General features: G+C 63.7%; 20 protein-coding genes. 19 read left to right on the top strand and 1 reads right to left on the bottom strand.

Annotated features, from left to right (window positions below):
* Window positions 1–3 precede the first annotated feature (3 nt).
* Window positions 4–1119, bottom strand: coding sequence for a cystathionine gamma-lyase (locus X760_RS64705; protein WP_023721210.1), 1116 nt, complete (start codon window positions 1117–1119; stop codon window positions 4–6).
* Between the two features lie 406 nt (window positions 1120–1525).
* On the opposite strand from X760_RS64705, the gene mraZ reads away from it, so the two are divergent.
* From mraZ to recN, 19 genes are all read left to right on the top strand, one after another.
* Complete coding sequence (gene mraZ / locus X760_RS64700) at window positions 1526–1984, top strand: division/cell wall cluster transcriptional repressor MraZ (RefSeq protein ID WP_023721209.1); 459 nt, start codon at window positions 1526–1528, stop codon at window positions 1982–1984.
* A complete protein-coding gene (rsmH, locus tag X760_RS64695; RefSeq protein WP_023721208.1) occupies window positions 1981–3012 on the top strand; it encodes a 16S rRNA (cytosine(1402)-N(4))-methyltransferase RsmH in 1032 nt (343 codons plus the stop codon). Before mraZ ends, rsmH begins: the two co-directional genes overlap by 4 nt.
* A 4-nt stretch (window positions 3013–3016) precedes the next feature.
* Complete coding sequence (locus tag X760_RS64690) at window positions 3017–3394, top strand: hypothetical protein (RefSeq protein WP_023676771.1); 378 nt, start codon at window positions 3017–3019, stop codon at window positions 3392–3394.
* 14 nt (window positions 3395–3408) lie between these two features.
* Window positions 3409–5136, top strand: coding sequence for a penicillin-binding protein 2 (locus tag X760_RS64685; protein WP_023721207.1), 1728 nt, complete (start codon window positions 3409–3411; stop codon window positions 5134–5136).
* A 54-nt stretch (window positions 5137–5190) separates the two neighbouring features.
* A complete protein-coding gene (locus tag X760_RS64680; RefSeq protein WP_023721206.1) occupies window positions 5191–6645 on the top strand; it encodes a UDP-N-acetylmuramoyl-L-alanyl-D-glutamate--2,6-diaminopimelate ligase in 1455 nt (484 codons plus the stop codon).
* The gene (locus tag X760_RS64675) at window positions 6642–8075 is read left to right on the top strand and encodes a UDP-N-acetylmuramoylalanyl-D-glutamyl-2,6-diaminopimelate--D-alanyl-D-alanine ligase (RefSeq protein WP_023721205.1); all 1434 of its coding nucleotides are present in this window, start codon (window positions 6642–6644) and stop codon (window positions 8073–8075) included. The genes X760_RS64680 and X760_RS64675 overlap by 4 nt, the downstream gene beginning before the upstream one ends.
* A 24-nt stretch (window positions 8076–8099) precedes the next feature.
* Entirely contained in the window at window positions 8100–9182 is a 1083-nt protein-coding gene (mraY, locus tag X760_RS64670; protein WP_023721204.1) for a phospho-N-acetylmuramoyl-pentapeptide-transferase, read from the top strand.
* 8 nt (window positions 9183–9190) lie between these two features.
* A complete protein-coding gene (murD, locus tag X760_RS64665; protein ID WP_023721203.1) occupies window positions 9191–10591 on the top strand; it encodes a UDP-N-acetylmuramoyl-L-alanine--D-glutamate ligase in 1401 nt (466 codons plus the stop codon).
* Window positions 10591–11742 (top strand): putative lipid II flippase FtsW, encoded by a 1152-nt coding sequence (gene ftsW / locus X760_RS64660; protein ID WP_023721202.1) that lies wholly within the window; start codon window positions 10591–10593, stop codon window positions 11740–11742. Before murD ends, ftsW begins: the two co-directional genes overlap by 1 nt.
* A gap of 1 nt (window position 11743) precedes the next feature.
* Complete coding sequence (murG, locus tag X760_RS64655) at window positions 11744–12868, top strand: undecaprenyldiphospho-muramoylpentapeptide beta-N-acetylglucosaminyltransferase (protein ID WP_023721201.1); 1125 nt, start codon at window positions 11744–11746, stop codon at window positions 12866–12868.
* Window positions 12868–14274 carry a UDP-N-acetylmuramate--L-alanine ligase gene (gene murC, locus X760_RS64650; RefSeq protein ID WP_023721200.1) on the top strand — a complete coding sequence of 469 codons (1407 nt, stop codon included), beginning with the start codon at window positions 12868–12870 and terminating at the stop codon, window positions 14272–14274. The genes murG and murC overlap by 1 nt, the downstream gene beginning before the upstream one ends.
* Entirely contained in the window at window positions 14271–15236 is a 966-nt protein-coding gene (gene murB, locus X760_RS64645; RefSeq protein ID WP_031194586.1) for a UDP-N-acetylmuramate dehydrogenase, read from the top strand. Before murC ends, murB begins: the two co-directional genes overlap by 4 nt.
* Window positions 15237–15550: 314 nt before the next feature.
* Window positions 15551–16477: a D-alanine--D-alanine ligase gene (locus tag X760_RS64640; protein ID WP_023721198.1), complete on the top strand. Its 927-nt coding sequence runs from the start codon at window positions 15551–15553 to the stop codon at window positions 16475–16477.
* Window positions 16465–17406 carry a cell division protein FtsQ/DivIB gene (locus tag X760_RS64635; RefSeq protein WP_023721197.1) on the top strand — a complete coding sequence of 314 codons (942 nt, stop codon included), beginning with the start codon at window positions 16465–16467 and terminating at the stop codon, window positions 17404–17406. The genes X760_RS64640 and X760_RS64635 overlap by 13 nt, the downstream gene beginning before the upstream one ends.
* Complete coding sequence (ftsA, locus tag X760_RS64630) at window positions 17403–18710, top strand: cell division protein FtsA (RefSeq protein WP_023721196.1); 1308 nt, start codon at window positions 17403–17405, stop codon at window positions 18708–18710. The genes X760_RS64635 and ftsA overlap by 4 nt, the downstream gene beginning before the upstream one ends.
* Before the next feature lie 67 nt (window positions 18711–18777).
* Window positions 18778–20448, top strand: a complete 1671-nt coding sequence (gene ftsZ / locus X760_RS64625) for a cell division protein FtsZ (RefSeq protein WP_023721195.1) — start codon at window positions 18778–18780, stop codon at window positions 20446–20448.
* A gap of 279 nt (window positions 20449–20727) precedes the next feature.
* The gene (gene lpxC, locus X760_RS64620; protein WP_023721194.1) at window positions 20728–21675 is read left to right on the top strand and encodes a UDP-3-O-acyl-N-acetylglucosamine deacetylase; all 948 of its coding nucleotides are present in this window, start codon (window positions 20728–20730) and stop codon (window positions 21673–21675) included.
* Window positions 21676–21879: 204 nt separating this feature from the next.
* Entirely contained in the window at window positions 21880–22749 is an 870-nt protein-coding gene (locus X760_RS64615) for an outer membrane protein assembly factor BamD (RefSeq protein WP_023721193.1), read from the top strand.
* A gap of 13 nt (window positions 22750–22762) precedes the next feature.
* Window positions 22763–24436 (top strand): DNA repair protein RecN, encoded by a 1674-nt coding sequence (recN, locus tag X760_RS64610; protein ID WP_023721192.1) that lies wholly within the window; start codon window positions 22763–22765, stop codon window positions 24434–24436.
* Window positions 24437–24719: the final 283 nt, after the last annotated feature.

The following is a 24719-nucleotide window of genomic DNA, read 5'->3' as shown; positions in this document are numbered from 1 at the left end:
TGCTCAGGTGCCGATGCGGTCTAGCGACGCCTCGATCGCCTGCCAAAGCTCTTCCACCGGCTCGCAGCCGATCGACAAGCGAACGAAGCCGGGCGGAACGGCATCTCCCCTTTTTGATCGCCGTTCGGCCGAAGTGTGTACGCCGCCGAACGATGTCGCTGCCTGCATCAACGCGCAGTTGTTGATGAAATCCTCGGCCTTGTCCTCCGAGGCGAGCACGAACGAGATGAGAAATCCGAAGCGCTCCATCTGGGCGCGGGCAAGATTGTGTGATGGGTCGCTCTCCAGTCCCGGAAAGCGCAAGCCGCTGATTGCGCGATGGTCTTTCAGCCGTCGCGCTATCATTTCGGCGGAAGCGCACATGCGGTCGAAGCGCACGTCCAGCGTTTCGAGGCCGCGATGTACCAGCCATGCCTCGAATGGCCCGGGGATGGCGCCCGACGTCTCGCGCCAGTCGGTCACCCTCGAGATAATATCTGCGTTGCGGCTGGCGACATGGCCGAACAGCACATCGGAATGGCCGTTCGGCGCCTTGGTGTCGGCAGCAATGACGATATCGGCGCCGAGATCGAGCGGGCGCTGGCCGAAAGGCGTCATCGTCGTGTTGTCGACCACAAGCATCGCACCCGCTTTGTGCACGGCTTCGGCGACGGCTGCGATGTCGCATATGTCCAGTCCTGGATTGGCGGGCGTTTCGACGAAGGCAAGCCGGTATCCGTCAAAGCCGCCGTCGAGGAAGCTCGATGTCGGCCGGACATCGTACGCGACGCCGAAGGACTTCAGGAAACGGTCTGCCAGCGCTCTCGTCGTATGGTAGCCGTCGGACGGCAGCAGGATACGGTCGCCGGCTTTGAGCAGGCCGAAAAACACCGCCGAGATGGCAGCCATTCCCGAGGGAAAGGCGACGCATGGGGCGTCTTCCAGATGCGCCAGCATGTGCTCGACTGCATCCCAGGTCGGATTGCTGAAGCGGCCATATTGATCGTAGCCGGTGGCGTCACCCGGCGCGTGGAAAATGGCGGCCATGGTCAAGGGCAAGGGAATTGGGTCGCCCTTGGCCAGCCCGGCGCGACGCAGATGAGGAAGTGCCGCGGCGCGCGACTTGGCTGTTTCAGACATGGCTTCAAACCTCGTTACTGACCGGAAAAGGAGATGCCGAGGCTATGCGCGGCAACGATCCGCAGCAAGCCGCGTCCGGTTGGACCACACGGCTCTAAACCCTTCGTTAGGCTTAATGGAGGATAAAGACCGGAGTGCCGTCAAAGCTGCTCTCCCCAGTCGTGGCAGGCGCGTTTTGAAGACTGTTCCCGTTGACGCCCATAACACCCCATGATATCCCATTCCGATACTCAAGCCTTCGTTCCGTGTCAGGGTGAAGCGTACGCCAATCGGGCAGCCGCGGCGGCTGCGCGTTTGCCTGCGTTCGCCCGTCATAATGAAGTGGGTTTTGGACGGCGACCGGGCCGGGGCGGCGCGGACAGGAAGATGCAGAGGGGTGCGGCGGCGCAAGCGGCCGTAAGGCGTAATGGACCGGTTTCTGTCGAACGCGGTGAACAGGATCGATGCGAAGGGACGGGTGTCCGTGCCGGCGCATTTCCGTGCCGTTGTGCAGAAACGCGGCTATTCGGAACTTTATGCGCTACGCTGCCTGGATCGCCCGGCGATGGATGTCGGTGGGCTCGACCTGCTCGATCGCTACGAGCAGCGCATCGCGCAGGAAGACCCGTTCCTGCAGGCGGCGGACGACATGTCGTTCTTCTGCCATGGCGATGGAACGTTTCTGAAGCTCGACCAGGACGGCCGTATCACGATGAGCGATTTCATTCGCGAGCATACCGGCATTTCAGCGGAAGTGGCCTTCGTTGGCCGCGGCAATTTCTTTCAGATCTGGGAGCCGGGACGGTTCAGCGCCTATGGGACGGAAGCTCGCGCCCGGCTTTTGCAGCTTCGGCAGGGGACGAAGCCCGGGGAGCGGCCGGAATGATGGCGGGCGACGGCGATGAAGTTCATGCCGTTGGCGGACCAGCCCGTCACATTCCGGTCCTCCTTGCCGAAGTTCTGGAGGCGCTGGCGCCGACAAAAGGCGAGGTGCTCGTCGACGGCACGTTCGGTGCTGGCGGCTACACGAAGGCCATTCTGGCAAGCGGAGCCTCGGTCGTCGCCATCGACCGCGATCCGGATGCGATCGCGGCGGGGCGGACCCTTGAACAGCAGTCCGGCGGCAGGCTCAGGCTTGTCCAGGCACCGTTCTCAACGCTCGACGAGCAGGTTGAAAGTGCCGATGGCGTCGTGCTCGACATCGGCATCTCCTCCATGCAGATCGACCAGCCGGAGCGCGGCTTTTCATTCCGCGCCGATGGACCGCTCGACATGCGCATGGCGCAGGCGGGCCTGAGCGCCGCCGACGTCGTCAACACTTTCAAGGTGGGCGATCTTGCCCGCATCTTCGGTTTTCTCGGCGAAGAACGCCATGCTGGGCGCATCGCCCGTATGATCGAGAGCCGTCGCGAAAAACGCCCCTTTGAGCGCACGCTCGACCTTGCCGATGCCATCGAGACGCATATCGGCCGCGCGCCGAAAGACAAGATCCATCCAGCCACCCGGGTTTTCCAGGCGCTGCGCATCTTCGTCAACGACGAGCTCGGCGAGCTGGCAAAGGCGCTGTTTGCCGCCGAGCGCGTGCTGAAACCGGGCGGGCGGCTTGCCGTGGTGACCTTCCATTCGTTGGAGGACCGCATGGTCAAGCGCTTTATCGCCGACAGAGCTGATTCAGCGACCGGATCGCGGCACCTGCCCGAGGCGCAGGCGCGCACCGCCACCTTCACCAAGAAGGGCAGCGGCGTGACGCCTGGCGATGCCGAGATTTCGGCCAATCCGCGGGCGCGCTCGGCAAGGCTGCGCGCTGCGATCCGTACAGAGGCGCCGGCGCGCGCTGGTGATTTTTCGATTTTCGGCCTGCCAAAACTGCCTGGCCCAAAGCTTCCCGGTGCCGATCGACCGGGAGAGAGGTGAACACGTGTTTCGTACCAGCGACATAGTCCTGATCGCCGTCATGGTTTCGGCGGCTGCCTTGACCTACAAGACCAAGCGCGAGGCCGAGGAGCAACTGGCGGCAGTGCACAAGATCCAGGCGCAGATCCGTTATGAAGAGGACACGATCGACCTGCTCAAGGCGGACTGGAGCCTGCTTACCCAGCCGTCGCGCCTGCAGAAGCTCACCGAAATCTACAAATCGCAACTCGGACTCGAGCCGGTCAATGCGCGCCAGATCGTCGGGCTGGACGATCTGCCGGCCAAACCCGTCAACATCGAGGACCTTTCATCGCAGCGGCTGGGCGGCATGGCTGATATTGGCGGCAAGGATCCGGTGGTGACCGGAGGCATCGTCCAATGATCACCGGATTTCCAATGGCCGCCAGATTTCCACAGGTTGGCAGGCTGCTGAAGCGCGGTTCGAAGCCCGGCGCGGGCGGATCGATCGTGGTCGAAGGTGCCCGCAAGGCAACCGGTGGCAAGGGCAGGACCCGCATTGTCATGACGATGGCGGTGTTCTTCGGTATCTATTCGACCATTGCCGGGCGGCTGGTCTATCTGGGTTTCCAGAACCCCGACCTGTCGGGCGGGCCGCAGAGCCGGGTGACGGCATCGCGGCCCGACATCGTCGACCGTAACGGCGAAGTGCTGGCGACCGACATCAAGACGGCGTCGCTGTTTGCCGAACCGCGCCGCATCGTCGATGCCGACGAGGCGATCGAAAAGCTGTCGACGGTGCTTCCCGAGATCGACTACGAGCAGACATACAACAAGCTGAAGAGCGGCGCCGGCTTCGTCTGGCTGCAGCGGCAACTGACGCCGAAGCAGCAGGCCGATATCATGCAGCTCGGCATCCCCGGCTTCGGCTTCCGCACCGAAAAGCGCCGGTTCTATCCGGCCGGCGAAACCTCGTCCTACATTGTCGGCCTCACCAACATCGACAATCAGGGCATCTCCGGCATGGAGAAATACATCGACGAACAGGGCTTGAGCGATCTTCAGGCGTCGGGCCTGGCGGTGGCCAAGGATTTGAAGCCGGTCCAGCTCTCGATCGATCTGCGCGTCCAGCATATCGTACGTGACGAGGTCGCCACCGGCATTGAAAAGTACCATGCGATCGCGGCGGGTGCCGTCGTGCTCAACGTCAAGACCGGTGAGGTGCTGGCGATGGCGTCGGTTCCAGATTTCGATCCGAACAACCCCTATAACGCGCAGGACAAGGACCGGCTCAACCGTATGTCCGCCGGCCTGTACGAAATGGGGTCGACCTTCAAGAGCTTCACCACCGCCATGGCGCTCGATTCCGGCAAGATAACGCTGCAAAGCCGCTTCGACGCATCGCGCCCGATCAGGATCGGCCATCAGACCATCCATGATTTCCATGGCAAGGGCCGGGTGCTGTCGGTGCCGGAAGTGTTCATCTACTCATCCAATATCGGCTCTGCCAAGGAAGCCGAAGCGGTTGGCATTGACGGACACCGCGAATTCCTGCATCGCCTGGGAATCCTCGAGAAGATGCAGACCGAACTGCCGGAAGTCGCCCGGCCGACCGAGCCCAAGGTCTGGAAGCAGGTCAATTCGATTACCATCGCCTTCGGCCACGGCGTGTCGACGACCCCGCTGCAGACGGCGGTCGGCTGCGCCGCGCTGATGAATGGCGGCTATCTGATGGACCCGACCTTCCTGCCGCGCACCCAGGAGCAGGCGATGGCGGTGGCCAAGAAAGTGGTCAGCGACAAGACCGTCGAGGGCATGCGCTATCTCTATGCCCTCAATGCCGAAAAGGGATCCGGCCGCAATGCCCGGGTGCCAGGATACCGGGTGGGCGGCAAGACGGGAACGGCGGAGAAGGTCGTCAACGGCCGCTACTCGAAGGAAAAGAATTTCAACGCTTTCGTTGCGGCTTTCCCAATGGACGATCCGCAATACATAGTGCTTACGATCGCCGACGAACCGAAGCCGGAAAAGCCCGGCATGGGTGCCACGGCTGCCTCGAATGCGGGCATCATGGCTGCAAACATCATCCGACGTGCGGCTTCCATGCTTGGCGTGAAGCCAGATTTCAGCCATGAAAATGGTGCAACGCTGGTTTCCTATCAGTGATTCTTGGGGCGCGCCGGCAACTGCGCGCTATTTTGTTGCGATGAACGGGGTTCGATGAAGCTGAAAAATCTAGCCGGTATCCTGCCTGTCGAGGGGACAGCTTCCTTCGACATGGAGGTTACAGGGATTTCGTCGGACTCCCGCCAGGTAACACCGGGTGTTGTCTTTTTCGCGCTCACCGGCTCCAAGGCGGATGGCGCAGCCTATGCCGCCGATGCCGCGAGCCGCGGCGCTGCCGCGATTGTTGTCGGCAAGGGCAGTGCGGTCGCCGGGCTGCCAGTTCCGGTTCTTGTCGTAGACGATCCGCGCCTTGCGCTGGCGCTGAGTGCTGCCCGTATTTTCGGCAAGCAACCGCAAACCATGGTCGCGGTGACCGGCACCAGCGGCAAGACCTCCGTCGCCGCATTCACCCGACAGATATGGGAGCAGGCGGGTTTGGTCGCCGCTTCGATCGGCACGACCGGCGTGGTGGCGCCGGGCCGCAATGAATATGGCTCGCTGACCACGCCGGATCCGGTGGCACTGCACAGGCTGCTCAAGGAGTTGGCGGAGGCCGGCGTCACCCACGCCTCGATGGAAGCGTCCAGCCATGGCCTCGACCAGCGCCGGCTCGATGGCGTCAGGCTTGCGGCCGGCGGCTTCACCAATCTCGGCCGCGACCATATGGACTATCATCCGACGGTCGAGGACTATCATCGCGCCAAATTGCGTCTGTTCGATGCGCTGCTGCCGAAGGGCGCGCCGGCCGTCATCTTTGCCGACGACCCGTGGTCGGAGCCGACAATCAAGGCGGCGCGGGCAGCGGGACTGAACGTGCTGACGGTCGGCCGCCACGGCGATTTCCTGCGGCTGAAGCGGGTCGAGCACGAGCGCCACCGCCAACGCGCCGAGGTCGAAGTTGACGGCGTTCTCCATGAAGTCGACCTGCCGTTGGCGGGCGACTTCCAGATCGCCAATGCGCTGGTGTCGGCGGGCCTCGCCATTTCGACTGGAACATCTGTTGCCAAGGCGTTGATGGCGCTAGAGAAATTGAAGGGTGCGCCGGGGCGGCTCGACCTCGTTGGGACGGCCGCCAATGGCGCACCGGTCTATGTCGACTACGCGCACAAGCCGGACGCGCTGGAAAACGTGCTGGCTTCGGTGCGTCCCTTTACCACCGGCCGCGTCATCGTCGTATTCGGTTGCGGCGGCGACCGTGACCGGGGCAAGCGGCCGATCATGGGCGAGATCGCCACAAGGCTGGCCGATGTCGTCATCGTCACCGACGACAATCCCCGCTCGGAAGTTCCCGAGACGATCCGCGCCGCGATCCTGGAGGCCGCACCTGGCGCCATCGAGATCGGCGACCGGCGCAAGGCCATCCACGAGGCAGTCGGGATGCTTCACGCTGGCGACACGCTGATCGTGGCCGGCAAGGGCCATGAGGAAGGCCAGACCATCGGCACCGAGACGCTGCATTTTTCCGATCATGAGGAAGTTCGCTCGGCGCTCAGGGAGCAAGCGGCGTGAGCTATCTGTGGACCTCCGAGGCGCTGGTTGCCGCCATGGATGGCCGGCCGCTCGGTCCGATGCCTGAAGGCATCGCCGGCATTTCCATCGACAGCCGCAGCCTGCAGCCGGGAGACGCCTTCTTCGCCATCAAGGGCGAGGTGATGGACGGCCATGATTTCGTCACCGCCGCCATCAAGGCGGGCGCCGGCGTGCTTGTCGTCGCCGAGGGCAAGCTGCCGTCGCTGGGGCGGCTGACGGCACCGATGATCGTCGTGGAGGACGTGCTCGTCGCGCTGGAAAAGCTCGGCGTTGCGGCGCGCGCACGCTCGAAGGCGAGGGTGATTGCCGTGACCGGTTCGGCGGGCAAAACCACCACCAAGGAAGCACTGCGCCACGCTCTGTCCGCGGTCGGTACGGTGCATGCATCGGCTCAGTCGTTCAACAATCACTGGGGCGTGCCGCTGACACTGGCGCGCATGCCGCAGGATTGCGACTATGCCGTCTTCGAGATCGGCATGAACCATCCGGACGAGATCCGGCCCCTCGTCAAAATGGTCCGGCCGCATGTCGCCATCATTACGCTGATCGCGGCCGCTCATCTCGGCTTCTTCCGCAACCTGGACGAGATCGCCAAGGCCAAGGCAGAGGTTTTCGAGGGACTGGAGCCCGGTGGCGCCGCCCTTCTCAACCGCGACGACCAGCGCTGGAAGCTGCTGGAGAAGATGGCGAAAGAAGCGGGCGTCGAGCATGTCTACGGGTTCGGCGAGAATGCACGGGCGACCTTCAAACTGATCAAATGCGAGCTCAATGCCGATCACTCCGTGATAGCCGCCAAGATTGGCGGACACGAGATTGTCGCCAGGATCGGCGCGCCGGGCCGCCATATGGTGCAGAATGTGCTGGCCGTGCTGGGTGCCGCGCATCTGGTCGGCGCCGACGTCACCAGGGTTGCGCAGGCGCTGGCCGATCTTTCGCCCGAACGCGGACGCGGCAAACGCTATGTGTTGCGCCATCCCAAGGGGCCGATCACACTGATCGACGAGAGCTACAACGCCAATCCGGCGTCGATGACCGCTGCAATGGCACTGCTCAACACCACACCGGTGTCGGGCGAGGGCAGGCGCATTGCCGTGCTTGGCGACATGCTCGAGCTCGGCAGCCATTCGGCGAAATTGCATGCCGCGCTTGCCGACCTGATCGTCGGCACCGATACGCGCACGGTTTTCCTCGGCGGCCCGGAAATGCGGGCGCTGGCCGACGTGCTGCCGGGCGAGATCAAGACGGAATACCGCGCCGGCGCGGAAGATCTGAAACCGGTGCTTCTGTCGGAATTGAAGCCCGGCGACGTGGTCATGATCAAATCGTCGAAGGGCATAGGCTTTTCAAAGCTGGTCGAGGCGTTGCTCGGCAAGTTTCCGGCGGAAGCCACAACCAGCAGACAGACCTAGGATCGGTCCGGGGGACGCAAGCGCATGCTAACACTGCTCGTCGAATTTGCGGACAAGATCTCGGTCTTCAACGTCTTCCGCTACATAACTTTCCGCACCGGCGGAGCGCTGATCACAGCGGCGCTGATCGTGTTCATCTTCGGACCGACCATCATCAATTCGCTGAGGCTGCGGCAAGGCAAGGGCCAGCCGATCCGCGCCGACGGGCCGCAGACGCATTTCAAGAAGGCGGGAACGCCGACAATGGGCGGACTGATGATCCTGTCCGGCATCGTCGGTTCGTCGCTGCTGTGGGCGAACCTGTCGAGCATCTACGTCTGGGTGGTGCTGCTGGTGACGCTGGGGTTCGGCTCGATCGGCTTCTACGACGATTATCTCAAGGTGACGAAGCAATCGCATCTCGGCTTTTCCGGCAAGGCGCGGCTCGGGCTCGAATTCGTCATTGCCGGCATCGCCGCCTGGGTGATCATGCATAACGGCCAGGTGCCGTTCTCGTCATCGTTGACATTCCCTTTCGCCAAGGAGTTTCTCGTCAATCTCGGCTGGTTTTTCATCCCGTTCTCGTGCTTCGTCATCGTCGGCGCCGGCAATGCGGTGAACCTGACCGACGGCCTCGACGGGCTGGCGATCGTGCCGATCATGATCGCGGCGGCGTCCTTCGGCGTCATCGCCTATCTCTCCGGCAATGCGGTGTTCGCTGAATATCTGCAGATCCATTTCGTTCCCGGCACCGGTGAGCTTGCCGTGGTCCTCGGAGCGGTGATCGGTGCCGGTCTCGGTTTCCTGTGGTTCAATGCGCCGCCGGCGGCAATCTTCATGGGCGATACCGGCTCGCTGGCGCTGGGTGGGCTGATCGGCACGGTCGCGGTGGCGACCAAGCACGAGATCGTGCTGGTCATCGTCGGCGGCCTGTTCGTCGTCGAGATATTCTCGGTCATCATCCAGGTCGGCTATTTCAAGATGACCGGCAAGCGCGTCTTTCTGATGGCGCCGATCCACCATCATTTCGAAAAGCTCGGCTGGACCGAAAGCCAGGTGGTGATCCGCTTCTGGATTATCGCCGTCATTCTGGCGCTGGTCGGGCTGTCGACCCTGAAGCTCAGATAGGAGGCCGCTTGATCCCCGCCGCATCCTTTTCAGGCAAGCGCGTTTCGCTCTTCGGGCTCGGCGGCTCGGGGATTGCCACGGCGCGCGCGCTGATCGAGGGCGGCGCGGACGTCCTCGCCTGGGACGACAATCCCGACAGCGTTGCCAAGGCCGGCGCGGTCGGCATCGCCACCGCAGACCTGCGCGGCGCGGACTGGGCGAGGTTTTCCGCCTTCGTGCTGTCGCCCGGCGTGCCGCTGACGCATCCCAAGCCACACTGGACCGTCGAGCTCGCGCGGGGCTCAGGCGTGGAGATCATCGGCGATATCGAGCTTTTCTGCCGCGAGCGGACGGCGCGGGCGCCGGCAGCAGCCTTCATCGCCATCACCGGCACCAACGGCAAGTCGACGACCACGGCATTGACGGCGCACATCCTCAAATCGGCCGGGCGCGACACGCAGATGGGCGGCAATATCGGCCGCGCGGTGATGACGCTCGATCCGCCGCAGCCCGAGCGGCACTATGTGGTTGAGTGCTCGTCCTATCAGATCGATCTTGCCCCTTCGATCAATCCGACGGCCGGCATCCTGCTCAACCTGACGCCGGACCATCTCGATCGCCATGGCACGATGCAACACTACGCCTCGATCAAGGAGCGGCTGGTGGCCGGCAGCGAGACGGCAATCATCGGTGTCGACGATTCCTGGTGCGCCCAGATCGCCGACCGGCTGGAGCGAGCGGGCCGGCAGATCATTCGCATCTCCAAGCGCCTGCCGCTGACCGACGGCTATTTCGCCGAAGGCACCAACCTGATGGAAGCCGTGCACGGCCGCTACAGCCGGGTCGCCTTTCTCGAAGGCATCGGCTCGTTGCGCGGCCAGCACAACGCGCAGAATGCGCTGGCCGCCGCCGCCGCCTGCCTCAAGGTCGGGCTCGAGCTCGGCGAGATCCAATCCGGACTGGAGAGTTTCCCGGGGCTGGCGCACCGCATGGAGCAGGTCGGCCGCAAAGGGCATGTGCTGTTCGTCAACGATTCCAAGGCGACCAATGCCGATGCCGCGGCACCGGCGCTGTCGAGCTTTGCGCGTATCTACTGGATTGCCGGAGGTCTGCCGAAAGAGGGTGGCATCGAGCCGTTGCGCGGCTTCTTCCCGCGTATCGCCAAGGCCTATCTGATCGGCGAAGCCGCACCGGCCTTTTCGGCGACGCTGGGCGAAGCGGTGCCCTACGAGATATCAGGCACGTTGGCTGCGGCGGTCGAACACGCCGCCCGCGATGCGGCCAAGGATAGTAGCGGCGAGGCGGTGGTGCTGCTGTCGCCGGCCTGCGCCAGTTTCGACCAGTTCAAGAATTTCGAAGTCCGCGGTGAGGCGTTCAGGCAAGCCGCAACCGCCATTGATGGCGTGAAGCCCATCGGAGGGACACGATAATGCAAAGCCGTCTCGACAAAAGCCCCGTGGCGACCTGGTGGTGGACGATCGATCGCTGGTTCCTGGCGGCGTTCCTGTCGCTGATGGGCCTCGGCATCGTTTTGTCCTTCGCCGCAAGCCCGGCGGTGGCCGAACGCATCGGACTAGACAGTTTCCACTTCGCCACACGCCAGATCATCTTCACCATTCCGGCACTTGGAGTGATGCTTGCCGTCTCGTTCCTTGAATCCAGGCAGATCCGGCGCATGGCGCTGGTCATGCTGTGCATCACGCTGTTTTTGATGGTGGCGGTGCTCTATATCGGCGTCGAGGTGAAAGGCGCGCGGCGCTGGGTATCGCTTGCCGGCCTGTCGATACAGCCGTCCGAGTTCCTGAAACCGGGCTTCGTCATCATCTGCGCCTGGCTGTTCGCCGAGCACAAGCGCCAGCCCGACATTCCGGGCAATCTGTTCGCCATGTTGCTGCTTGCGCTGGTCATCTCGCTGCTAGTGGCGCAGCCTGACCTGGGGCAGACCATGCTGGTGCTCGGCACCTGGGGGGTGATGTTCTTCATGGCCGGGCTGCCGTGGCTGTGGATCGTCGCGCTGGGTGCTGCCGGCGTCGGCGGCGTGTTCGCCGCCTATGCGGTGTTCCCGCACGTTGCCGGCCGCATCGACCGCTTCATGACCGGCGAGGGCGACACGTTCCAGGTCGACATGGGCCGCGAGGCGCTGATCAATGGCGGCTGGTTCGGCGTCGGGCCGGGCGAGGGCACCGTCAAGCGGGTCATCCCCGACAGCCATGCCGATTTCGTCTTCTCGGTCGCTGGCGAGGAATTCGGGCTGATCATGTGTTTCTTCATCATGTCCATCTTCGGCTTCATCGTGCTGCGCGGCCTCAACACGGCACTCAAGGAGCAGGACGATTTCACGCGCTACGCGGTTGGCGGCCTGGTCACCGTCTTCGGCCTGCAGTCGGTCATCAACATGGCCGTCAATCTGCAACTGATGCCGGCCAAGGGCATGACGCTGCCGTTCATCTCCTATGGCGGTTCCTCCCAGATCGCGATCGCCATCTCGATGGGCATGGTGCTGGCGCTGACGCGCAAGCGCCCGGAAAAGCGCAAGCAGCTGGGCTTCATGCCGTCGCCGCGTGCGATGCCGGCGGAGTGAGATGGCGAAGGGGGTCATCCTTCTAGCTGCTGGCGGAACGGGCGGACATCTGTTCCCGGCCGAGGCGCTGGCACATGAGCTCAAGGCGCGCGGCTGGGCGGTACATCTGGCCACCGACGACCGCGCCGAGCGCTTTGCCGGGCAGTTCCCGGCGACCGCCATCCATCCGATCCAGTCGGCGACGATGGGCTCGAAGAATCCTTTTGCCATGCTCGCCGCGTTTTGGAAAATCTGGCGCGGGGTGCGGCAGGCGTCGGCCGTCATCGCCAGCATCAAGCCCGCCATAGTGGTCGGCTTCGGCGGCTATCCGACACTGCCGCCGCTTTACGCGGCGACCCGGCGCAAGGTGCCGACGCTGATCCACGAGCAGAATGCGGTGATGGGCCGCGCCAATCGGGCGCTCGCCGGCCGCGTCGACGCCGTTGCCGGCGGGTTCCTGCCGGAAGACATCAGTGCCACTGGCGCCAAGACGGTGACCACCGGCAATCCGGTCAGGCCGCAAGTGTTGGAAGCAGCGAATACACCCTATGCTGCATCGGCCGGCGAAGAGCCGTTCCGGTTTCTGGTGTTTGGCGGCAGCCAGGGCGCGCAGTTCTTTTCCGATGCGGTGCCGGCGGCGATCGCCCGGTTTTCCGATGCACAGCGTAGGCGACTGGCGATCACGCAGCAGGCCCGCGCCGACGATGTGGCGCGGGTGGAAGCCGCCTATGCCGCGCTTGGCATCGAGGCCGAGGTGTCGCCCTTCTTCACCGACATGGCGGCGCGGCTCGCGGCGGCGCATCTGGTGATGTCGCGCTCCGGCGCGTCGACCGTATCGGAAATCGCGGTGATCGGCAGGCCGGCGCTGCTGGTCCCTTATCCGCACGCGCTCGACCACGACCAGGCGGCGAATGCGGCCGCCCTTGCCGCAGCGGGTGGCGCCGAGGTGCATCCGCAATCCACGCTTTCGGCGGAGCGGATCGCTGCGCTTGTCGGCGGGCTAATGGATGATCCAGGCAGGGCGGCGACAATGGCTGCGGCGGCGAAATCGTCCGGTAAACCGGATGCCGCGCGGTTGCTCGCCGATCTGACAGAGGCTATTGCGTCCAGGAAATCCGTTTCGGAATTCAGGAAGGAGACGCATTGATGAAGATGCCACAGACGATCGGCCTCGTGCATTTCATCGGCATTGGCGGCATCGGCATGAGCGGCATCGCCGAGGTGCTGCACAATCTCGGCTACAAGGTGCAGGGATCCGATCAGGCCGACAGCGCCAATGTGCAGCGGCTGCGCGACAAGGGCATCGAATGCTTCGTCGGCCACCAGGCCGAGAACCTCGGCGAGGCCGAAGTGGTCGTCGTCTCCACCGCAATCAAGAAATCCAACCCGGAGCTGAAGGCGGCGAGAGAGAAGTTGCTGCCGATCGTGCGGCGCGCCGAAATGCTAGCCGAGCTGATGCGCTTCCGGCAGGCGGTCGCGATCGGCGGCACGCACGGCAAGACAACGACGACTTCGATGGTGGCGACGCTACTCGATGCCGGCGGGCTCGACCCGACGGTGATCAATGGCGGCATCATCAATGCCTATGGCACCAACGCCCGCATGGGCGACGGCGAATGGATGGTGGTCGAGGCCGACGAGAGCGACGGCACCTTCCTCAAGCTGCCGGCCGAGATTGCCGTCGTCACCAATATCGACCCCGAACATCTCGACCATTACGGCTCCTTCGACAAAGTGCGCGAGGCGTTTCGCCAGTTCGTCGAGAACGTGCCGTTCTACGGCTTTGGCGTGATGTGCACCGACCATCCCGAGGTGCAGGCGCTGGTCGGCCGCATCGAGGACCGGCGCGTCATCACCTATGGCGAAAATGCGCAGGCCGACGTGCGCTTCACCAATCACCGCATGGACGGCCCAACCTCGGAATTCGACGTGGTGATCCGCGACCGCAAGACGCACGGCCAGATAACGATTGCCGGTCTGCGGCTGCCGATGCCCGGACGCCACAACGTTTCCAATGCGACGGCGGCGATTGCCGTCGCGCATGAGCTCGGCCTTTCGGCCGAGGCGATCAAGAAGGGCCTGTCGTCCTTCGCCGGCGTCAAGCGGCGTTTCACCCATACCGGTTCGTGGAACGGTGTCGATGTGTTCGACGATTACGGTCATCATCCGGTCGAGATCACGGCGGTACTGAAGGCGGCGCGCAGCGCCACCAAGGGCCGCATCATCGCCGTTACCCAACCGCATCGCTTCACTCGGCTGCGCGATCTGTTCGACGAGTTTTCCGTCTGCTTCAACGACGCCGATACGGTAATGGTGGCGCCCGTCTATGCGGCCGGCGAGGAACCGATCGACGGCGTTACGTCCGACGCACTGGTGTCGCGCATCCGCTCCGGCGGCCATCGCGACGCACGCTACATCGAAGGTCCGGCGGCGATTGCGCCGATCGTGCGCGAGGTGGCGAAGCCGGGCGATTTCGTCGTCTTCCTCGGCGCTGGCAACATCACCCAATGGGCCTATGCGCTGCCCAAAGAACTCGGCGGGACTATCTCATGATGCGCGGCCAGGCGTTGATCGACAAGCTTGGCGACCGGCTTGCCGGATTGCGCGGCCGCATCACGCCCAATGCCGAGATGGACAAGATCACCTGGTTTCGAGCCGGCGGGCTCGCGGAGGCATTGTTCCAGCCGGCCGACGAGGACGATCTTGCCGCGTTCCTGAAGGCGGTGCCCGAGGAAATACCGCTGACCATCGTCGGCGTCGGCTCAAACCTGCTTGTCCGTGACGGCGGCATTGCGGGCTTCGTCATCCGGCTTTCGGCCAAAGGCTTTGGCGAGACCGAAGTGATAGCGCCGACCACGATCAAGGCGGGGGCCGCGACACCCGACAAGCGCGTTGCGGCCGTTGCCTACGAGGCCGGCATCGGCGGCTTTCATTTCTACCACGGCATTCCCGGCGCCATCGGCGGAGCGCTGAGGATGAACGCCGGCGCCAACGGTGTCGAGACGCGCGAGCGCGTGGTCGAGGTGCGGGCGCTCGACCGCAAGGGCAATGTGCATGTGCTGAGCAACGCCGACATGGGCTATGCCTATCGCCATTCAGCTGCGCCGTCCGGGCTGATCTTCACGTCGGCGCTGTTCGAAGGCGTTCCGGAGGACAAGGCGGCGATCAAGGCCGCGATGGATGCTGTCCAGAACCATCGCGAGACCGTGCAGCCGATCCGCGAAAAGACCGGTGGCTCGACCTTCAAGAATCCCGAGGGCACCTCGGCCTGGAAGGAAATCGACAAGGCCGGCTGCCGCGGCCTGATGGTCGGCGGGGCACAGATGTCGCCGATGCATTGCAACTTCATGATCAACACCGGGACCGCCACAGGCTACGAGCTTGAATATCTCGGTGAGACGGTGCGTGCGCGCGTGCTCGAAAGATCGGGCATCCGGCTGCAGTGGGAGATCAAGCGCATCGGCAATTTTCGGCCGGGCCATGCCGTCCAGGAATTTCTCGGGCAGCTGCTTTAGCGCAAGCCGAAGACCGTTGCCTCCGGACCTCATGAATTCACATTTTGCTGCCGTTTTTGCGGAAAGTGAATCCATCGGAATCGTAAGCACTTGCCAGCGAATCAACTCTCTGATTCTCTGCCCTGAAGCGTTTCCTGATTTGAGTCGTTTCGACGCGTTACTCGCGTTTCCGTCTGGGGGGCAACCTGCCGGGAGACTCGGACTCAATGTTGCGGAAACACGGGAGCAAAGCTGCTCGGCGTATTTGAGTGCGCGCGATGCTTTTCGGGCCATGCACGATGGTGCAGGCCTGCTGTGAGAGGAAATGACGGGGAATGACAAGCAAGCACGTGGCCGTCCTTCTGGGGGGATTCTCGTCCGAGCGGCCCGTGTCCCTGTCGTCGGGCAAAGCCTGCGCCGATACACTCGAGGGGGAGGGCTACCAGGTCACCCGGGTCGACGTCTCGCGCGACATCAGCTCGGTGCTCGTCGAGCTCAAGCCCGACGTCGTCTTCAACGCGCTGCACGGCCCCTTCGGCGAGGACGGCACCATCCAGGGCATCCTCGAGTATCTGGCCATTCCGTACACCCATTCCGGCGTGCTTGCCTCGGCGCTCGCGATGAACAAGGAACAGGCCAAGAAGGTCGCCAAGGCGGCCGGCATTCCGGTAGCGGAATCGAAGGTGGCCAATCGCTTCGCCATCCAGAACAAGCACCCGATGAAGCCGCCCTATGTGGTCAAGCCGGTCAACGAAGGATCGAGCTTCGGCGTCGTCATCGTGCATGAAGGCCAGTCGCATCCACCGCAGATCATCGGCTCGTCCGAGTGGAGATATGGCGATACGGTGATGGTCGAGCGTTATGTGCACGGGCGAGAATTGACGTGCGCGGTGATGGGCGATGTGGCGCTCGGTGTCTGCGAGATCATCCCGACCGGCCATTCCTTCTACGACTATGATTCAAAATACGTCGCGGGCGGATCAAAACACGAATGCCCGGCAAAACTTTCACCGAATATTTACCAAAAAATACAGACACTGACGCTCAAGGCTCACCAAGCTATCGGCTGTCGGGGCGTTTCCCGGTCGGACTTCCGTTATGACGATCGTCACTCCGAAAACGGTGAAATTGTCTGGCTCGAGGTCAACACCCAGCCGGGTATGACGCCGACGTCTTTGGTGCCGGAAATCGCCGCGCAAGCGGGACACTCGTTCGGCGATTTGTTGAGTTGGATGGTGGAGGACGCTTCGTGTCTGCGTTGAAGTGGGGACAGGGCAAGGGGAAGGGCGCGGCCGGGCCGGTGCTGTTCGGCATGCCGTTGTCGTTCGACCATTTCGTGCTGCCACGCCTGCTCCGCCGGCCGGTGCGTGTGCTGGCGCGCCTCGGCGAGGGCGATTTCGAAGCGCCGCCCTATTGCGCTGCCATCCTGTCGGCGGCACTGCTTATTTCGAGCAGCGCCTATGGCGCCTATCTCGGCGGGCATGCCGACGCCATCGTCCAGAGTGTCACCGCCCGCACCGGTTTTGCCGTCGACCAGGTCAAGGTCGTCGGCAACCGCGAAACCTCCGAGATCGATATTCTCGACAGGCTGGAACTCGACGGCTGGACCTCGCTGATCGGCTTCGATGCCGAAGCTGCGCGCGAACGCATCACCACGCTGCCCTGGGTCGAAGCCGCGGCAGTGCGCAAAGTCTACCCGCATACGCTGGAAGTGCGCGTCGAGGAGCGCGAGCCGTTCGCGCTGTGGCAGCAAGGGAGCGCGCTTTCGGTCATCGAGAAATCCGGCACCGTGATCGCGCCGTTCTCCGGCGGCAAGCAGATATTGCTGCCGCTGATCATCGGCACCGGCGCACCGGCCAAGGCGCCGGATTTCCTGGCCAGGATCAAGAATTATCCGGAGCTTGCCGCGCGGATCAAAGGCTATATCCGCATCGGCGAACGGCGCTGGGATCTCAAGCTTGAGAATGGCATCACCGTCAAGCTTCCCGAAGACGGTGAGGACCAGGCGATTGCCGACCTGGTCAGGATGGACCACGAGAACGGGCTTTTGACGCGCGACATCGCAGCCGTCGACATGCGCCTTTCCGACCGTCTGGTCGTCCAGTTGACGCCGGAAGCGGCGACGCAGCGCGAGGCTGCGCTTAACGAAAAGCCCAAGATGCTGAAGCGCAAGCCGGAGACGAAGATATGAGCTGGCTTGGCGGCAACAGCGATGCCTCGTCGCGCCGGTCCGGCATCCTGACGGTGCTGGATGTCGGTTCCAGCAAGGTCTGCTGCGTGGTGGCCAAGCTCAAGCCGCGCGACGATGGCAAGCTGCTGCGCGGACGCTCGCATCGCATCCAGGTGATCGGCATCGGCCACCAGAAATCGCAAGGCGTGAAATCGGGCGTCGTCATCGATCTCGACCGTGCCGAGCACGCCATCCGTCTTGCCGTCGACGCCGCCGAACGCATGGCGGGACTGACGGTCGATTCGCTGATCGTCAACATGACCGCCGGCCGGCTGAAGAGCGAGGCTTTTTCGGCCACCATCAATCTCGGCGGTCATGAAGCAGACGAGGCCGACATCAAACGCGTGCTTGCCGCCGGCGCCAAGCAGGCGCTGCGGGCTGAGCGCGAGGTGATCCATTCGCTTCCCGTGGCCTTTTCGCTGGATGCCGAGCGCGGTGTGCGCGATCCGCGCGGCATGGTTGGCGACCAGCTTGGCGTCGACATGCACGTGCTGACAGGCGACGCGGCGCCTCTGCGCAATCTGGAGCTCTGCATCAACCGCTCGCATCTCTCGGTCGAGCGCATGGTGGCGACACCCTATGCCAGCGGGCTAGCCGCCCTGGTCGACGACGAGCTCGAAATGGGCGCGGCCTGCATCGACATGGGCGGCGGCACGACGACGATCTCGGTATTTTCGGAAGGCAAGTTCGTCCACGGCGACGCCATCGCGATTGGCGGCAACCACGTCACGCTGGATATGGCCAAGGGCCTGTCGACCTCGCTCGATGCCGCTGAAAGGCTGAAAGTGATGCATGGCTCGGCGCTGCCAGGAAGCGCCGACGACCGCGACCTGGTCTCGATCCATCCGATCGGCGAAGACGGCGAGGTGCCGTTGCAGATCCCGCGCTCGGTGATGACGCGCATCATCCGCGCCCGCATCGACGAGACGCTGGAACTGCTGCGCGACCGGCTGAACAAGTCCGGCTACGGCAATGCCGTCGGCAAGCGGGTGGTGCTGACCGGCGGCGCCAGCCAGCTTGCCGGCCTGCCCGAAGCCGCACGCCGCATTCTCGGCCGCAATGTGCGCATTGGCCGCCCGCTCGGCGTGGCAGGCCTGCCCGAGGCGGCCAAGGGGCCGGCTTTCTCGACCCCGGTCGGACTTCTGATCTACCCGCAGATGGCGAGCTTCGAGAGCCGCCCGGCGAAGGGAATTTCCGGTCTTCGGATGACCGGAACAGGCGGAAAACTGCATCGAATGAGTCAGTGGTTGAGAGACAGTTTTTAATTTGACGGGGACAGCCCCATAGGCGGCCGCGGCGGCGAAGCGGCGGGAAAGGCAAAGGACGAAGACAATGACCATCAATCTGCAGAAGCCGGACATCACCGAGCTCAAGCCGCGCATCACCGTGTTTGGTGTCGGCGGCGGCGGCGGCAATGCCGTCAACAACATGATCACCGCCGGCTTGCGCGGCGTCGAGTTCGTGGTGGCCAACACCGACGCGCAGGCACTGACGATGTCGAAGGCCGAGCGGCTGATCCAGCTCGGTGCGCATGTCACCGAGGGTCTCGGCGCCGGATCGCAGCCTGAAGTCGGGCGCGCGGCGGCGGAAGAGTGCATCGACGAGATCATCGATCATCTCTCGAACACGCATATGTGCTTCGTCACCGCCGGCATGGGCGGCGGCACCGGCACCGGGGCGGCGCCCGTGGTCGCGCGCGCTGCCCGCGAAAAGGGGATCCTTACCGTCGGCGTCGTCACCAAGCCGTTCCACTTCGAAGGCCAGCGCCGCATGAAGACGGCCGACATGGGTATCGAGGAACTGCAGAAATGTGTCGATACGCTGATCGTCATTCCCAACCAGAACCTGTTCCGGCTGGCCAATGACAAGACGACCTTCGCCGACGCCTTCGCCATGGCCGACCAGGTGCTCTATTCGGGTGTCGCCTGCATCACCGACCTGATGGTCAAGGAAGGCCTGATCAATCTCGACTTCGCCGACGTCCGCTCGGTCATGCGCGAAATGGGCAAGGCGATGATGGGAACCGGCGAGGCTTCGGGCGAGGGCCGCGCAATGGCCGCCGCGGAAGCCGCCATCGCCAACCCGCTGCTCGACGAGACCTCGATGAAGGGCGCCAAGGGCCTGCTGATCTCGATCACCGGCGGCCGCGACCTGACACTGTTCGAAGTCGACGAGGCCGCAACCCGCATTCGCGAAGAGGTCGACCAGGACGCCAACATCATTCTGGGCGCCACCTTCGATGAGGAACTCGAAGGCGTTATCCGCGTGTCGGTGGTCGCCACCGGCATCGACAAATCGGCGGCCGAAATCGCTGCAGCGCCGATCGCCATCCGCACGGCTCCGCCGAAGCCGGTCAGCCGCCCGGCGGCTCAGGTCACGGAAATGCGCCCGGCGCCTGTCCAGCAGCCGATCTATGAACCACGTGCTGCCGATCCGGTCGCCGAGGCCATTCAGCTCGCCGAGGCGAATGCGGCAGCGATGGCGCAGGCCCGCCCGGCACCGGTCGCGCATTCGGAAGACTTCCGTCCGCAGAGCAAGATCTTCCAGGCGCCTCCCGCTCAGCCGCAGCCGATGATGCAGCCAGTGGTTCAGCAAGCGATGCAGCCGGCTCCGCATCGTGAAATGCCGCAGCCGATTGCCGCGGCACCCCAGCGCATGCCGCGGGTAGAGGATTTCCCGCCGCAGGTGAAGGCTGAAGTGGAAGCCAAGGCCCGCCCGGCCGACCACGAGAACAGCGGCCCGATGGGCTTGCTCAAGCGCCTGACCAACGGCCTAACCCGCCGCGAAGAGGAACCTGCACGGCTGCAGCCGGCGCAGCCGCGCGAACCGAAACTGCGCCAGGCGCCGGCGGAAGTGCGCCGCCTAGCCAGCCAGGATCCGCAGCTTTACGCGCCGCGCCGCGGCCAGCTGGACGAGCAGGGCCGACTGACGCCGCAGAGCCGGGCTGTCCAGGAAGACGATCAGCTGGAGATTCCCGCCTTCCTGCGCCGGCAGGCCAATTGATCTGTTGACGGTTCGTAACAGTTGTTAACAGGCGAGCAGGAAACTGTTCGCCTGTTAATATTAAAAGCGATTTTAAAACAAGGACTTATGGGGCAATCCCGCGCTGGACCGCAGTTACAAAGAGTAAGAAACCGTGATTTGGAGTCTCCCTGTGGGACCATTATCTTCGCCACCGACCAAAGTCGGTTTGCTGGGAGTCTCGGGGAAGTGGCCCTGCCTGCCGATCAATCAAGAGCCGCGCCCTCAGGGCAGATGAAGCGGACCTAGGCAGTACGGGCTATGGGGATTGTTTTGCACGACTATCAGACGACACTTAAATCGCGTGCGACGCTGACTGGTATCGGCGTCCATAGCGGCAATCCGGTCACCGTCCATTTCCTGCCGGCAGATGCCGATACGGGTATCGTCTTCCAGCTTTCGAATGCAAGCGGAAGCCACGAATTTCGCGCGCTCGTTTCCGAGGTCGGTGCCACCGACCTCTGCACCATGCTTGGCGATCCGCAAGGCGAGCACATTGCCACGGTCGAGCATCTGATGGCGACGCTCTTTGGGCTTGGGATCGACAATCTCGTCATTGAAATCGACGGCCGTGAGGTGCCTATCCTCGACGGCAGCGCGGTCATGTTCATCGAGGCCATGGACCAGGCAGGCATCGAAACGCTGCCGGTCAAGCGTCGCTACATCAGGGTGGTCAAGCCGGTTCGCATCGAGAACGGCGCCTGCTGGGCGGAGTTCAGGCCCTATGATGGCACGCGCTTCGAGATCGAGATCGATTTCGAAAGCCCGGCGATCGGCCGCCAGCTTTTCGCATCCGATATGAATGCCGACATTTTCCGCGGCGACGTCGCGCGGGCCCGCACTTTCGGGTTCATGAAGGACGTCGAGCGGCTATGGGCAGCTGGCTACGCGCTCGGCTCCTCGCTGGAGAACTCGCTGGTGATCGGCGATGACAACCGCGTGATCAACATGGGAGGCCTGCGCTATCCCAACGAGTTCGCGCGGCACAAGACGATGGATGCAATGGGCGACCTGGCGCTCGCCGGTGCCCGGTTTATCGGCTGCTTCCGCTCCTATCGTGGTGGCCACAGGCTGAACGCCGCGGCGCTGCGCCGTCTCTTGTCCGACCGTTCGGCTTTCGAGATCGTCGAGACGACGCGCCGCGAGCGCGGCCGTGCCGCCGAGATGAGCGCCGTCAATGCCCCCCTCTTTGCGCCCTGGATGATCTGATTCTTAACGTTTTTGCGGCTCTTATTGCGATCAGCTGTGTTGCAAGGATGCATCACTGGCCGGCCAAATCGCACAGCTTTCCAGGTGGCGCCAAACCGCCACAAAAATGTGCGATTGGCCGGGGATAGCGTTGCCGGGCAAGGCGGTTATGGTTTATGGCTGCTGCCGTCGACTGAAATGACGCCGAAAGGGCGGAATCCAATCATGTTTTTCAAGCGAGTTGGTCAATCGAAGGTGCCGCGGCGGGCTGTTTTCCTGGCGCTTTCGGTCGTCGTTCCATCGCTGTTTCTGTCGGCCTGCATGTCGTCCGAGAAGGACGTCGATCTATCGACCTATGTCGATCAGACCGAGCCGGCCGACGTGCTCTATAATCAGGGTCTCGCCAATCTGAATGCCGGGCGCCTGCAGGAGGCAAGCCGCAAATTCGATGCCGTCGACCGCCAGCATCCGTATTCGGAATTCGCCCGCAAATCGATGGTGATGGGCGCCTTTGCCGACTACCGTCAGGGCAATTACGACGAGGCGATTGGTTCGGCCAAGCGCTACCTGACCCTTTACCCGTCGACCGACGATGCAGCCTATGCCCAATATATTATCGGGCTGAGCTACTACCGCCAGATCAAGGACGTCACCCAGGACCAGAAGGAAGCGCGTCTTACCGTGCAGACGATGCAGGACCTGGTGACGCGCTGGCCCACGTCCGAATATGCCGACGACGCCAAGGAGAAGATCCGCTTCGCCAACGATCAGCTCGCCGGCAAAGAGATGCAGATCGGCCGCTATTATCTCGAGCGCCGCGAGTACATCGCAGCCGTCAAACGATTCCGCAACGTGGTGGAGAACTATTCCAACACACGCCATGTCGAGGAGGCGCTGGCGCGTCTGACCGAGAGCTACTACGCGATGGGGCTGACGTCGGAAGCGCAGACCGCCGCGGCCGTGCTCGGCACCAACTATCCCGACAGCCAGTGGTACAAGGACTCCTATAAGCTCCTGCAGAGTGGTGGGCTCGAGCCGCGCGAGAATGCCGGATCGTGGATCTCCAAGGCCGGGAAGCTGATCACCGGCGCCTGAGCGGCGCGTCACCATGCTCTCCAGGCTGTCGATCCGCGATATCGTTCTGATCGAGAAGCTGGACATCGACTTCTCGTCCGGCCTTTCGGTGCTGACCGGCGAAACCGGCGCCGGAAAGTCCATCCTGCTCGACGCCTTGTCGCTGGCGCTTGGCGCCCGCGGCGACGCCTCGCTGGTGCGGCATGGCGCGGCACAAGGCCAGGTCATCGCTGTGTTCGACGTGCCGCGCAACCACCCGGCCCGTATGCTGCTCGCCGAGAACGCCATCGAGGACGACGGCGACATCATCCTGCGCCGCGTCCAGACGGCGGACGGCCGCACGCGCGTTTTCGTCAACGACCAGCCGTCCAGCGTGACGCTGATGCGCGACGTCGGCCATGCGCTGGTCGAGATCCACGGCCAGCACGACGAGCGCGCTTTGATCGATCCCGGTGCGCATCGGGAATTGCTGGACAGCTTCGGCGGTCATCTGGGCGCCGCGCGTGCAACAGGCGAGGCGTGGCGGCACTGGCGCGCCTGCGAGCAGGAATTTTCACGGCACCGGGCCAAAGTCGAGGCGGCTTCCCGCGAGGCCGATTATCTGCGTGCGGCGGTCGCCGAATTGACCAGGCTCGATCCGCAACCGGGTGAAGAGACCGAGCTCGCCGAACTGCGCGCCTCGATGATGCGTGCCGAAAAGATCGCCTCGGAAATCCACGATGCGCAGGATGTGCTCTCGGGCCCGTCCTCACCCTTGCCGCAGTTGGCCAGCCTGCTCAGGCGGCTGCAGCGCAAGGTGACGGAAGCGCCCGGCTTGCTTGAAGAGGTCGTCAAATCGCTCGACGAGGCGATGCTGTCGCTCGACGCGGCGCAGTCGGGCGTGGAAGCAGCACTTCGCGCCACTGAATATGATCCGCAGCGGCTGGAGAAGGCCGAGGAGCGGCTGTTTGCGCTGCGTGCCGCCTCGCGCAAGCACAGCGTCGCTGTCGACGATCTGGCGCAACTGCGCGACACCATGGCGGCCGACCTTACCGATCTCGACGCTGGCGAAGAGCGCCTGCATGCGCTGGAGAGACAGGCTGCAGCTGCGCGTCAGGCCTATGACATTACGGCGGCCCAGCTGTCGTCGCTTCGCCATGCGGCGGCCGCAGGGCTGACCAAGGCGGTAATGGCCGAACTGCCGGCGCTGAAGCTCGAACGGGCTGAGTTCATCGTCGAGATCGCAAGCGATGCCGGGAGCCGCATGGAAGAAGGCATCGACCAGGTCGAGTTCTGGGTGCACACCAACCCCGGCACCCGGCCCGGCCCAATGATGAAGGTCGCTTCCGGCGGCGAGCTTTCGCGCTTTCTGCTGGCACTCAAGGTGGCGCTGGCCGATCGCGGCTCGGCGCCGACCCTGGTCTTCGACGAAATCGACACCGGGGTAGGCGGCGCGGTTGCCGACGCCATCGGCCAGCGGCTGGCGCGGCTGGCAAAGCGCGTGCAGGTGCTTTCGGTCACGCACGCGCCGCAAGTGGCGGCGCGCGCCGCGACGCATTTCCTGATCTCCAAGTCAGGCGGGGCCGACCGGGTGTCGACCGGCATCGCCGAGATGGACCGGGCGGCGCGGCAGGAGGAGATCGCGCGCATGCTCGCCGGCGCCACCATCACCGACGAGGCGCGCGCGGCGGCCGAGCGCTTGCTGCGGGAGAACATCGCGGCAGCGTAGAGCGGTTCATCACGCCGNTTGGCCTTCAGCGCCTCGAAGGAGAAGACCGAAGGTTCGGATTTGAACAGCCAGTAGTTCATGTCTTTGCTCCAACTACTATTTTTTGCGCAATTCCGGACGGAAAACCGTTTCACACTTTTCCTGGAATTGCTCTAGACGAGTTCGTTTCCGGCGCTCGTGACCTGAGTCAGGGTCTGGCTCCATCCTGCTGTTCAGGAATGATTTCCGTGTCTGATCTCTCCCTCATGAGAGAATCCTGTTCTATTGTGTCGCGCCACCGTGG

It is taken from the genome of Mesorhizobium sp. LSHC420B00, from assembly GCF_000503055.1.
GTDB lineage: Bacteria > Pseudomonadota > Alphaproteobacteria > Rhizobiales > Rhizobiaceae > Mesorhizobium.
The sequence above is the reverse complement of the archived record's forward strand: the minus strand, read 5'-3'. Positions and strand labels throughout refer to the sequence as shown.

Bases quoted from the DNA above. Each gene is read 5' to 3' on its own strand.
- X760_RS64705 (WP_023721210.1), bottom strand. From the start codon at position 1,119: ATGTCTGAAACAGCCAAGTCGCGCGCCGCGGCACTTCCTCATCTGCGT.
- mraZ (WP_023721209.1), top strand. From the start codon at position 1,526: ATGGACCGGTTTCTGTCGAACGCGGTGAACAGGATCGATGCGAAGGGA.
- rsmH (WP_023721208.1), top strand. From the start codon at position 1,981: ATGATGGCGGGCGACGGCGATGAAGTTCATGCCGTTGGCGGACCAGCC.
- X760_RS64685 (WP_023721207.1), top strand. From the start codon at position 3,409: ATGGCCGCCAGATTTCCACAGGTTGGCAGGCTGCTGAAGCGCGGTTCG.
- X760_RS64680 (WP_023721206.1), top strand. From the start codon at position 5,191: ATGAAGCTGAAAAATCTAGCCGGTATCCTGCCTGTCGAGGGGACAGCT.
- mraY (WP_023721204.1), top strand. From the start codon at position 8,100: ATGCTAACACTGCTCGTCGAATTTGCGGACAAGATCTCGGTCTTCAAC.
- ftsW (WP_023721202.1), top strand. From the start codon at position 10,591: ATGCAAAGCCGTCTCGACAAAAGCCCCGTGGCGACCTGGTGGTGGACG.
- murG (WP_023721201.1), top strand. From the start codon at position 11,744: ATGGCGAAGGGGGTCATCCTTCTAGCTGCTGGCGGAACGGGCGGACAT.
- murC (WP_023721200.1), top strand. From the start codon at position 12,868: ATGAAGATGCCACAGACGATCGGCCTCGTGCATTTCATCGGCATTGGC.
- murB (WP_031194586.1), top strand. From the start codon at position 14,271: ATGATGCGCGGCCAGGCGTTGATCGACAAGCTTGGCGACCGGCTTGCC.
- X760_RS64640 (WP_023721198.1), top strand. From the start codon at position 15,551: ATGACAAGCAAGCACGTGGCCGTCCTTCTGGGGGGATTCTCGTCCGAG.
- ftsA (WP_023721196.1), top strand. From the start codon at position 17,403: ATGAGCTGGCTTGGCGGCAACAGCGATGCCTCGTCGCGCCGGTCCGGC.
- ftsZ (WP_023721195.1), top strand. From the start codon at position 18,778: ATGACCATCAATCTGCAGAAGCCGGACATCACCGAGCTCAAGCCGCGC.
- lpxC (WP_023721194.1), top strand. From the start codon at position 20,728: ATGGGGATTGTTTTGCACGACTATCAGACGACACTTAAATCGCGTGCG.
- X760_RS64615 (WP_023721193.1), top strand. From the start codon at position 21,880: ATGTTTTTCAAGCGAGTTGGTCAATCGAAGGTGCCGCGGCGGGCTGTT.
- recN (WP_023721192.1), top strand. From the start codon at position 22,763: ATGCTCTCCAGGCTGTCGATCCGCGATATCGTTCTGATCGAGAAGCTG.